Source organism: Binatus sp. (SeqCode), assembly GCF_036522015.1.
Classification (GTDB): Bacteria; Desulfobacterota; Binatia; order Binatales; family Binataceae; genus Binatus.
Genome location: NZ_DATDGQ010000014.1, coordinates 1 through 11,424, shown reverse-complemented (window position 1 = coordinate 11,424; position 11,424 = coordinate 1). Strand labels below are relative to the sequence as shown.

General features: G+C 60.6%; 10 protein-coding genes. 4 read left to right on the top strand and 6 right to left on the bottom strand.

What is annotated here, in order from left to right:
- Nucleotides 1-66: 66 nt before the first annotated feature.
- The 3 genes from VIW95_RS00735 to VIW95_RS00725 form a co-directional block, all read right to left on the bottom strand.
- On the bottom strand, nt 67-1,128 hold the full coding sequence (locus tag VIW95_RS00735) for a hypothetical protein (RefSeq protein WP_331582995.1): 1,062 nt from the start codon (nt 1,126-1,128) through the stop codon (nt 67-69).
- 241 nt (nt 1,129-1,369) lie between these two features.
- Complete coding sequence (locus tag VIW95_RS00730; protein ID WP_331582993.1) at nt 1,370-1,732, bottom strand: hypothetical protein; 363 nt, start codon at nt 1,730-1,732, stop codon at nt 1,370-1,372.
- A gap of 270 nt (nt 1,733-2,002) precedes the next feature.
- Entirely contained in the window at nt 2,003-3,334 is a 1,332-nt protein-coding gene (locus VIW95_RS00725) for a cytochrome P450 (RefSeq protein ID WP_331582991.1), read from the bottom strand.
- Between the two features lie 248 nt (nt 3,335-3,582).
- Between VIW95_RS00725 and VIW95_RS00720 the strand changes: the two genes are divergently transcribed.
- On the top strand, nt 3,583-5,166 hold the full coding sequence (locus VIW95_RS00720) for a DHA2 family efflux MFS transporter permease subunit (RefSeq protein ID WP_331582989.1): 1,584 nt from the start codon (nt 3,583-3,585) through the stop codon (nt 5,164-5,166).
- Between the two features lie 984 nt (nt 5,167-6,150).
- The gene (locus tag VIW95_RS00715) at nt 6,151-6,714 is read left to right on the top strand and encodes a hypothetical protein (protein ID WP_331582987.1); all 564 of its coding nucleotides are present in this window, start codon (nt 6,151-6,153) and stop codon (nt 6,712-6,714) included.
- A gap of 119 nt (nt 6,715-6,833) precedes the next feature.
- Here VIW95_RS00715 and rpsU read toward each other — a convergent pair whose 3' ends face one another.
- Nucleotides 6,834-7,031, bottom strand: coding sequence for a 30S ribosomal protein S21 (gene rpsU, locus VIW95_RS00710; protein WP_304820716.1), 198 nt, complete (start codon nt 7,029-7,031; stop codon nt 6,834-6,836).
- 78 nt (nt 7,032-7,109) lie between these two features.
- Nucleotides 7,110-7,559: a TIGR03067 domain-containing protein gene (locus VIW95_RS00705; protein ID WP_331582982.1), complete on the bottom strand. Its 450-nt coding sequence runs from the start codon at nt 7,557-7,559 to the stop codon at nt 7,110-7,112.
- A 98-nt stretch (nt 7,560-7,657) separates the two neighbouring features.
- Between VIW95_RS00705 and VIW95_RS00700 the strand changes: the two genes are divergently transcribed.
- Complete coding sequence (locus tag VIW95_RS00700; RefSeq protein WP_331582980.1) at nt 7,658-8,425, top strand: SDR family oxidoreductase; 768 nt, start codon at nt 7,658-7,660, stop codon at nt 8,423-8,425.
- Complete coding sequence (locus VIW95_RS00695; protein WP_331582978.1) at nt 8,425-9,516, top strand: hypothetical protein; 1,092 nt, start codon at nt 8,425-8,427, stop codon at nt 9,514-9,516. Before VIW95_RS00700 ends, VIW95_RS00695 begins: the two co-directional genes overlap by 1 nt.
- Before the next feature lie 582 nt (nt 9,517-10,098).
- Here the strand turns inward: VIW95_RS00695 and miaB are convergent.
- On the bottom strand, nt 10,099-11,424 hold a 1,326-nt coding region (gene miaB / locus VIW95_RS00690; RefSeq protein ID WP_331582976.1), incomplete at its 5' end, for a tRNA (N6-isopentenyl adenosine(37)-C2)-methylthiotransferase MiaB.

Below are 11,424 nucleotides of genomic sequence, written 5' to 3'. Positions count from 1 at the left end.
TGCCCAAGGAAGCGTGAAACCCACGGTGGGTTTCACATCAGACTAAGTTCTATGCTTCTCGCACGCTCAGTACCCAACCGGCGCGGCGGCCTTCGCCTCGGGCGCCAAATCCGCGTAGCGCGCAGGCGGCATCCACACCGTGCCGAGCGCGTCGAACTCGCGCATCAACGCGTCGATATCCTTGACGTTGGCGGTCTTGCGGATCAAATCGCGAACCATCACCGGGCGCTCGTTCAGCCGCTGACGAACCATCGTGCGAATCCCGCGATCCGCCAGATCGTTCACCACCTTGCGTCCCGAAATTGGCTTGTCGTCGAGCGTCAGCAGCGTGCGCGCCTGGATTTCCGACAATGCGGTGCGCAGGTACTCGACGTGCGGCGCCTCGTCAGAGCGGATAAACCGCACCAAATTGGCGGCGTCGTCAGGCGCGTCGGACACTTCCGGGTCTGACAGAATCTCCTCAGCCCAGGCGAACGTCGATGCGGCAAAAACCTCGATCGCGAGCACATTGGCCATGAAGCGAATCAAGCGCTCGACCGGCTCGCCAAGCTCCGGAAACATCGCGACCGGCTGCCCGCCGCGACGTGCGATGATCGCGGCGTAGATTTCAGGCGAGATAGCGGGGTTGGACAGCGCCGCATCGCGCGCCGCGTCCCACATCTGGCGATGCCCGCCCTCCTCGGACCATCCCGCTTCGTCGCGCGCATGCGCCTCGAACAAACCGCTCGCCAGATGCGCCAGCGCGGTCCCGGCCGTATCCTCTCGAATGAAAGTGTCGAGCGGAGGCACCGGCAGCTCCCGAATCATCGCGCCAAACCCTTCGACGATCGCGATCTCAGACAGCCACCGCACCATCGGCTCCCGCACCCCCGACCTGAGCAGGAATTTCACCTGCGTAGCATTAGGCACCTGCGGCGAGACGGTATCCGCGGGAATCTCAAACAGCGCACTCCCCGAAGTAGCAACATGCTGCTCCTGCCAGGACTTGATAGCCGGCACGCGATAGGCGGTGCGCGGCGACCGATAGATGCCATCAGCATCAAACCCGCCATGACACTTAACCCCCTTGACGATCAGGGGCTCGCGAGTATCAACGTTGGCCAGAATTTCGTCAGTAGAAAAGTTCAATCGAGATTCATGAGGCATTAAGAGTCACCCGGATTAAGAGTTGATACGCGCCGCCGCAAGCGTTAACGGCCTCGCGGCCACTCCCCTAACATACGTTAGGGTCCGGAAATGAGTCAACGGTAGAGCTGCTCATTTAAATAGTCGGCGAGGAATCTCCGGATCCATTTCAGCATGTCTCTTCGAGTAATTCTTGAAATTCGTTCAGCAGTCGTTCACGAATGTCCATCAGAATTCCTTGCCGTTACGATTTCCCGCTGGACAGATCGGCAAGCTCCTGAAGCAGGTCGTCCAACGCACCATTCAGATCTACCGCGTGACGGCGGGCGCGATAGAAAAGGTCCGACATGTCGGCGAAGCCGTTGTCCTTTGCTGTTATACTGTCCATCTCCTGAATCACCGCGCCGTCGCTGTTCGCGATTTTGAGATTGAACAATTCCGGACGATTTCCCCATGCCAGATCGTGCTGGATCGAGAGCGTGTAGTCCGAGAACTTCACCGCGAAGAGGCTCGCCTCCTCTGTCGGCTCCCAGTCCACCACACCGGCCTTGGTTTTTGCGTACAGCCGGGTCAGCACAGTGATCAACTTTTTGTCTTCGGGTGTCATCGCGATCGATTGTAGTGAAACCCGCCGTGGGTTTCACGCTTCCTGGGCAAGGGTGACCCCTGCACTCATTGTTTTAAATTCCCTCCTCCGACGTGGGAGGAGGGTTAGGGTGGAGGACCGTTTGCGGCGCGATTGCCTGTGGCGCCGCACTCTCTTACTGCGATTACAAAATTCAGAATTAATGGTCCTCCACCCGCCACTCGAAGACGAGCGTCGGCCTCCTCCGACATAGAAGGAGGCTGTAAGCGCCGCGGTCGTTGTCAGAAACGGTTAGTCGCAATTTACCGGTAGGCCGTCGCTTGGTGCGAACGCGATACCGCGGCGGATCGCGTGCGGTTCGTAGCCGTCCACTTTCTTCAATTCTACGCGCGATAAGATTTCTGCGATTACGATCTTCATTTGATACGTTGCGAAGGCTGCGCCCAGGCATCGGCGGGAGCCGCCGCCGAAGGGGAAGAAGGTGTACGGGCTTTGGCGCGATTCCAGGAATCTGTCGGGATTGAATTGGGCGGGGTTCGGCCAGAGTTCGCGGCGTCGATGCACCAGGTAGATGCATGGCGCGATCGTCACGCCCGAGGGTAGCTGGACGCCCGCGATTGTCATTGGCTTTTTTAGGCCGCGGCCGATGTTTGGCACGACCGGGTCCAGGCGCATCGTCTCGTTGATTGCTGCCTCGAGATACTTCAGTTTTCCAACGTGTGACGCGTCGAGCAGTCGGCCATTTAACGCTGAAAAGACCTCGGCGCGGGCGCGTTCCATCACTTCGGGATTTGTCACCAGTCGGTTGATCACCCACGCCATCGTGGCGGCGGTGGTTTCGTGGCCGGCGAGCATCAACGTGTACATCTCGTCGCGGATTACGTTGTCGGGGAGCGGTTGCCCGTCTTCGTAGCGCGCCGATAGCAGCATCGAGAGGATGTCCGCGCGTCCTTCGACGCCTTCTTTTCTCCGCCGCGCGAATTCCGCGTACAGGATCGAATCGATCTGGCGCGTCAGCCTGACCGCGCGGCCCCATGGACTCCATCGGCCGGCGTCGATTTGCATCGCCGGGAGAGAGAACAGGGTGCCGAGGCGGCTCGTGTATAGCGCGAATAATTTTTTCAGTGACGCGCGCAGTTCCGCGCCAGTGCTGTCATTCTCGAATCCGAATACGGCGCGGATGATCGTTTCGAAAGTGATCGCGCGCATCTGCGGATGAATCCTGAACCGCTGTCCTCTCGGCCACGACGCGATCGCGTTGTCAGCCGCGTTGCGCATCGCATCGGCGTGCGACGCCACTTGCTCTCCATGAAACGCCGGCAGCAGAAGCCGGCGCTGGCGCAGATGTTCACTGCCGTCGAGGAACAACGACGACCGCTCGCCCATGAACGCGCCGAGCGGACGGTTGGCCTCGCCGGCATGAAGCGCGTCGGGATCGCCAAGAAAAATCTCGCGGACCGCCGCCGGATCGCTGGTAAAGACGAACGGCGCGACTCCCGGCACGCGCACGGTGAACCAATCGCCGTAGCGGCTCGCGCAGGTGTCAAGAAATCGGAACGGATTGCGGATGAAATCGAAGGTCGCGAAGAGACTCGGGCCTGGCGGCAGCTCATCGGGAGGCATTCATCTTATTTAATGTGGAACCCACGGTGGGTTCCACACCTCCTTCGGCAGGGGTGACCCCTGCACCCAGTATCAATCGCAAAGTTGCGCGCAGCGCACTACTTTGCTCTCGGTCACATAAAACACAAATCGGTTCCCCTTCCCGTTCGGGAAAGGGGTCAGGGGTTAGGTTGCTGGTGACCGCATCGATGCTCTCAGTCTTTTGCATCCATCGCGCCTGCTTTGTACCGTAGGCGAGGATTCCCTTCATGGCTGTTGCGCCTAAACCGCTTACTCAAACTACGCACGAGGTGCATGAGTTCTCCTCGACGCGTAAGTGGATCATCGCGTTCTCCGTGATGCTCGGCACTGTGCTCGAGGTGCTCGATTCGTCGATCGTCAACGTCTCGCTGCCGCATATGCAGGGAAGTTTCTCTGCGAGCGTTGACGAGATTGCCTGGGTCGTTACCTCGTACCTGGTCGCGGCGGGAATCATGATCCCGATGACCGGGTGGATTGCCGAGCGCTTCGGGCGCAAGCGCTATTTCGTCGCGTCGATCACGATGTTTATCGTGTCGTCGGCGTTGTGCGGGGTGGCGCAATCGCTCAACCAGATCGTTTTTTTCCGCCTGATGCAGGGGGCGGCGGGCGCGGCGATGATGCCGCTGTCGCAGGCCATCCTGATGGAGACGTTCCCGCCGCGCGAGCAGGCGATGGCGATGGCGGTGTGGGGAATCGGGATGATGGTCGCGCCGATCATGGGGCCGACCATCGGCGGCTATATCACCGACGCGTGGAGCTGGCGCTGGAACTTTTACATCAACGTGCCGATCGGCACGCTGGCGGCGTTCATGGTGTATCGCTTCGTCGACGACCCGTCGTACATGCGCAACCTGCGGCGCGGGCGCATCGACCTCCTCGGCATCGCCTGCCTGTTCATCACCCTCGGACTCGGCGAAATCGTGCTCGATCGCGGCGAGCGCGCCGACTGGTTCACCAGTCCGTGGGTAGTTTACTGCACTGCCGCCGCGCTGATCTCACTCGCGATTCTGATCTATCACGAGCTGCACACCGAGGACCCGGTGGTGGATCTCTCGATTCTCGAGAACCTGAACTTCACGCTGCCCGTGGTGCTGATAATTTTTCTGACCTTCACGCTTTATGGCACCGCGATTCTGAATCCCGTTTTTCTGCAGGAAACGCTCGGCTACACCGCGTCGAAGGCCGGGCTGGTGATGGCGCCGCGCGGTTTCGGCACGATGTTCTCGATGATCATACTTGGCACGTATGCGCGCCGCGGCGGCGACATCCGGCCGCTGGTCGGTATCGGCTTTATCCTGGTCGCGATCGCGATGTGGCGGATGTCCGGGCTGAATCTCGCCTCGGACGTGCGTCGAATCGTGTGGCCGACGGTGATCCAGGGAGTCGGAACCGGCTTGATATTCCCGGGCTTGTCGGCGGCCGCGCTCAGCTCGATGGAGAAGTTCAAGATGGGGCGCGCGGCGAGTCTCTATTCAGTCACGCGCAACCTCGGCGCAGCGATCGGCACCTCGTATCTGACTACGCTGTTGATTCATCGCCAGCAAATCAATCAGAGCAACCTCGTCGAGCACATCACGGTCTTCACGCTCCCGCATATGCAGATGCCGGGCGGCCTCAACATGGGCAACGAATTCGCAATGGGCCACAAACACGGCATGGCGATGCTCTACGGGATGGTGCAGCGGCAGGCGGCGATGCTGTCGTTCAACGACATCTACCGGGACCTGACCGTGCTGATGCTCATCCTGGTGCCGACCTTCCTGTTCCTCAAGCGCGACACGCGCAACCTGCCAGCCGAAGCGGCCCACTGAAAGAAAATCCAGGAGCACAAATTTTCTTGCTGGACGGGGAACAGCCTCGCGGTCATCGCGCCCGCGCCGCAGGATTTGTTCTCTTAATTCTCGCGCGCTCTCCGATCTCGCCGCGGGTCATGCGCATTCGTCGACGCCGGAGACCTCCGCTCAAAATGTCGCATGCGCGACAAACCCTAGTCCGGCTTGGAGCGCTCGATCATTTAATCCGAGCTGCATGAAGCTACGCTCGTCGAACTGCTGATAGAGGTTCATTAGCGCATCTCATTCTCCACTGGCGCGCACGATCGAAGTGCTCGCAAAAAGGGGCACTTGGGCCACCGGTTGTCAAGTTTGGAATCAAATCATTATCGCTCTCACGATATTGCCCGACCTCGGTACGCGCGCTAGTTAAGAAGCCATCTTAGTGATCTTGATGGCCTGAAAACGTCGCGCGGTATCGCAACGGCCAAGTCGGGGGAGTGACGACCCGGTCGACGCGCGCAATATCCATCGAGCCGCTGCTTGGAGTGAGTTGTGGTAAGGGCAGGCGGGCGGGCATCGCGAGATGCCGAGCTGGGCTGATGGTCCGATGAAAAGAGCCGGTGCGCATGGCGCAGTTTTGTTTTGGCGCTTTTCGATCAAGCAGCCCAGCAGTCGGCGCCGCCGCGCGCCGCGGCCCTCACTATTGGCGCAGTGCGACCGCGATAAGCACAGGTTCCCGCTCTCTCCGAATCGATTTCTCTCGCCTCAATCGCAGTAACAGTTCAAAATTTGAAATATCTGACCAACGGCCCGTGACGGTGTCCGGCGGCAAGGCAGCGTGCGCAGCACGCCGACCGGAACTCGAAGCCCTGGGAGGTTGAGATTGTGCGAAACGGACCTTTGGTACATCGACGCGCCCACGCATCGCGATTTGCTTACGGCGCGCCTTCGCCGTTGGAGCGTCTGCAGTCGTTGTCGGTATTCGGCAACCCGCGGACTTTCTCGCGATCGCCGCGGAGTATGCCAATCGAGCCGGCGCCATTGGAGACGCAGCGTTTGCAGCTCGGCAGCCGCTTGCCGATCAACCTGCGTCATTTCCTGGCTGAGCAACTCGGGTCCTCGATGCGGATCGAAGACGATTCGATCGTCGCGCTCGAACCGCGCTCGAATGAAACCCTGATGCGTGAGCTGGCCCGCGCGATTCGCCGCTTTTCCGCCGAGCGCGCGCGCGAAGCATGGTGCGAATGCGCGATGGGCCTCGATCGCCTCGAGCGCGAGTTCTTCGCCGCGCCCAGCGAAGACCGCGGACCGGTCGTGCTGTGCCTGCGATGCTCCTGCGTGGGCGCCGGCCCTCTCGATCAGCATTGCGGCAGCCGATGCATCGCAGTCCATCTCGGCGCGGAAGTCCGCGCTCAGCAACTCGAAGGCAAGTGCGTCGATGGGAGGTTGACGCCCGACGCGTTGCATCGCGCAGTCGAGAATTTCCGCCTCCAACGCACCGAAGCCGGCGAGCCGCACTACGATTTGGACTGCTACGTCGCAGGCGGCCAGGTAATCTTCACCTGGCGTCCTTTGCCGGCTTAGCTACACCGCGTGACAGGAAGGAAATTTCCCTGGATCATAAGCCGACGAGCGGATTCACTGAAAAAAGAAAGGTGCTGGATTTCTCCAGCACCCGATCGGCAATCAAAATTTTTCGGTAACTACATCGCGGAGGCGCGACGGCGACGCTGTTCCTTACGGCGGCGGCGCTGGGCTTCCGAACGTTTGCGCTTGCGGCGGACGCTGGGCTTCTCGTAAAAAGCCCGCTTCTTCATCTCTTTGAAGACGCCTTCCTTGGCCAGCTTGCGTTTGAGCACTCGCATCGCTTGATCAAGAGAGCCTTCGACCCTAATTTCCATAGTCCTCCGTCCGTCCGTCCGGTGATTAGCCTGCCAAGTCTAAGTCCGCCCCTGGTCAGAGTCAACCTGCGAATGCAGTCACTCTCGCCGAAATCGGTAGAGCACCTGGCGTGAGCCTCGGTTGGCATTGAAAGATTCCGGGTATCGCTGGCCGGTCAGGTCATAGCACACTGTCAGGGAATCGCCGCTGATATCGTAAATCCCCTTCAGACTCCCGCCATAAGTCCCCGGCGGCGTCTCATGATGAAAGACGTCGATCCGCTTCCGGGTCGCGTCGAGCTTGATCGTGTAGGGGTCCACATTCGACTGCCCATTCAACCGGATAGTGTAATGATCACCGTCGACGATCCACTCCATATCCGCCCTTTGTGGCTCGCCGTCATAGGTACAGGCGACCAGTCTCCAGATGCCTTGCCACTTCTCCGTATCGTCTGACGAACCCGCAACGACATCGACCCTGCACCCCGCGATCAGACAACCCAGGAGCAGCAGCCACCCCAGTCGCGTGAACTTAGCCGAGACTTGCATTTCGGACTCCCCTGCACAGTTACGCAATTCCTCTTCATGCGCACAACCCGCGTCTGGTAAAGGAATGGAATCGCGGATACGCACTTAGGAGCTTCTACATGGATTTGGGTCTGACAGGAAAAGTCGCGATGGTCACGGGCGCCAGCCGCGGGCTCGGGCGCGCGATGGCTCATGCGCTCGCCGACGAGGGTGTGCACGTCAGCGTTTGCGCGCGAACTCGCGACGCGCTGAACCAGGCAGTCGCCGCGCTGACCAAGGCCGGTTCTGCGATCGGATTCGTCGGCGACGTGACCAAGCCTGACGATGCGCAAAGGTGGGTCGACGAGACCGTGAAGAAATTCGGCGGGATCGACGTGCTCGTCAACAATGCTGGTACGGCACGGCCAGGCGCGCTCGCGGAACTGCCGGAGTCGGCGTGGCAGGAGCAATTCGATCTGAACCTGTTCGCCCCGATTAGGCTGGCGCGACTATGCGCGGGGCACATGGAAAAGCGCGGCGGCGGCTCGATCATCAATATCGGTTCGATCTACGGGCGTGAGTCGGGCGGGCCGCTTGCCTACAACGCGTCGAAGGCGGCGCTGCATTCGTTCACCAAGATGCTCGCGCGCGAATATGCGCCGAAAAATATTCGCGTCAATACGATCGCGCCGGGCTCGATACTCACGCCGGGCGGAATCTGGGAGCAGCTCTTTCGCGAGAATCCAGCCTTCGAGAAAGATTTCATCGGCCACGAGATGCCGGCCGGACGCCTCGGCCGTCCCGACGAAGTCGCGTTCGCGGTCGTGATGCTCGCGTCGCCGCGCGCGAGCTGGATCACGGGCACGAACATCCCGGTCGATGGCGCGCAGGGACGCTCGATCCTCTGATGTTTTTTCAGTATCCCCTCCTCATCATTGCGGCCATTAGTCTGACAGCATGCAGTTCGCCGCTGCCGACCACCGAACTTCCGCCGGCACGGTACATCCAGACGGCGCCGGAGTTTCCCGGCTTTCACGACTACCGCGGAATCGTTGACCTGCCGATCAAAGCGTCGGGGATGGATCAATCGGGAATCGCGGACCTGGCCAAGACTTCGCAAATTGATTTCATTTTTCTTGCCGATCGCGTCGAGCCGGGCGACACCGATTTCGGAATCGCGGGCTTCACCAGCGACATTCTCTTCATCGCGGGCGGCGCGTTCGAGGTCGGCAGCAGCCAGATAATAGGCGTGAACCTCCACGAGCCGATCAAGCCCAACCTCACGCCCAACGATTTGATTTCCGCGATTCACGACCAGGGCGGACTTGCGATTGCAGCTGACCCCGCGAAGTTCGCGTCGTCGGAAGACTACGCGCTGGCGGACGCGATGGAAGTTTACAACGCTCGCTCGGCGTGGCTTGCGCAGAGTCCCACGACGCTCTACTTCCGCGCGATTTTTTTCGGCACCGATCACTTCCTGGCCGGCCTCGACCTGCGCCCCGACGCAAACCTCGCGATCTACGATCGGTTGACGACGGGCGCACGCGTCTCGATGCTCGCGGGCGCGGGAGCGCCCGACAATATGAACGTGCTCGGCACAAAGGTCGGGACGCTGCCGCAACTCTTTCTGTTCTGCACGACGCACCTGATTGCGCGTGAACGCAATACCGCGCCGCTGCTCGAAGCGCTCCGCCTCGGGCATTCGTACACGAGCTTCGACTACCTCGGCTACGTCGGCGCGTTCGCGTTCCTGGCGCGCGCCGGAGACACGGTCGCGATGATGGGCGACGAAATCCACCTCGCGCCGGGACTGACGCTCAAGACAGTGCTGCCCGCGCAGGCAGATCGAATCGCGATGTATCAGAACGGCGCTGAAGTGACTTCCGCCGACAACGCGACGACGCTCGAGTTCGCACCAAAGTCACCAGGCGCTTACCGAATCGAAGCGTATCGAAGCAACAAGCTGTGGATCCTGTCGAACCCGATCTACGTAAGGTAACGCTCAGCCACTTTTCTTTTGCGTCAACTTCTCCTTGTGTCATCCCGAGCGTAGCCGAGGGGCCCCGGATCTTTTACTGCGTTGAAAAACACCGCGCCATCCCAATTCTTACTCGAAGTGGCGGGTGCTCGCCCCCGCGACCCTGAAAGATTTACGGAGAAAGATTTACGGACGATAGACCCCTTTCAGGCACCTAATACCAAGAAAAATTCTACAAGATCTCTGATGGCCGGCTTCTTGCTGTTCTCCACGGTATGTACCCGAAGGAGGCTACTGGAATGCGATCCATTAAAAGTTTGGCAATTATCCCGGCGGCTATCGCCGCGTGCGGAATCGTGAGCGGTTGTTTCTCGTACCACCGAACCGTCTAGGAGACCACGTCTCCCGCGCCGGTGGTAGAAACGGTTCCCGCACCCGCGCCGGTGGTAGTGGTCCCGGCTCCGGTGACCTCGAGTTCGACCACAACTACGACGACCGAATCCGCACCCGCAGTAGTGGAGCGGCAAAAGACGACGACCTACATCCCAGAGCCTTATTAGGTTCAGCGTGAGGCTGAGCTGATCGTCGGCAGCGCGCGTCCGATTACGCGATCGAGCACATGAGCGAATGGCCGGTCGCGGAATCGACGCGCACGTTGACGGTGTCGCCCGCTATGATGCCTTCGACGCCGCGGAAGATTGCGGTCTTGAACTGCGGTGTCTTGCCAGCCATCATCCCGCCGCCGCGCCGTGCAGGTCCTTCAACGAGCACCGGGAACTCGCAGCCGATCATCGCGCGATTGCGCACGAGCGACATCTCTTCCTGTAGCGCGATCAACGCCGTGAGCCGGCGGCCCTTCTCTTCTTCGCCGACAGAATCGCCGAGACGGAACGCGCGCGTGTGCTCGCGCACCGAATACTTGAACATGAACGCGGAGTCGTAGCCGACGGCGCGCATGATCGCGGTTGTCGCCTCGAAGTCGGAATCTTCTTCGCCATGGAAGCCGACGATGATGTCGGTGGACAGCGCGACTCCGGGAATTGCCGCGCGGGCGCGTGCAACCAGGTCGAGATATTCCGCGACGGTGTAGCCGCGTTCCATGGCGGCCAGAATTCTGTCCGAGCCCGACTGCAACGGCAGATGCAGTTGAGGTTGCACCTTCGGCTCCGTTGCCATCGCCTCGATGATCGACTCGCTCATGTCGCTCGGATGCGGCGACGTGAAGCGAATCCGCTCGATGCCGCCGATGGTCGCGATCATCCTGAGCAGCGCGCCGAAATCGATGTCACCGAAGCGGTAAGCGTTGACGGTCTGTCCCAGCAGCACGACCTCTTTCACGCCGCGCTCGGCCAATTCGCCAATCTCGCGCATCAGGTCCGGCGGCGGGATCGAGCGCTCGCGGCCGCGCACATACGGCACCACGCAGAACGCGCAGAACTTGTCGCACCCGCGCATCGCGGTGACATAAGCGCGCACGCCGCCGCCGTAGTCGGGCGTGATGTCGGCGTAAGTCTCGGCGCGATCGAGGCGAACATCTATTGAAGCGTCGAAGCCGGCACTGCCGATCATCTCGGGCAGTCGCCGATAACTGTCCGGCCCCGCGACGACGTCGAGGAACGCCGCCTTCTCCATGATCGCGACGCGATTGTGCTGCGCCATGCATCCCAGCAGCCCGATCTTCACTTCCGGCCGCGAATGCTTGAGGCGCGCAAGCTCGCGCAGCCGATGCAGCACCTTCTCCTCGGCATGCTCGCGAATCGCGCACGTATTGAGCAGCACGACATCGGCATCTTCGACACCGTCCGCAATGACGTAGCCCGCGCGGCGCAAAACGGCGCTGACCGTTTGCGAATCTGCGACATTCATCTGGCATCCGTAAGTTTCGAGATAAACCCGCGGATGCGCAGGATTTGCAGTGCGATCGTTCAT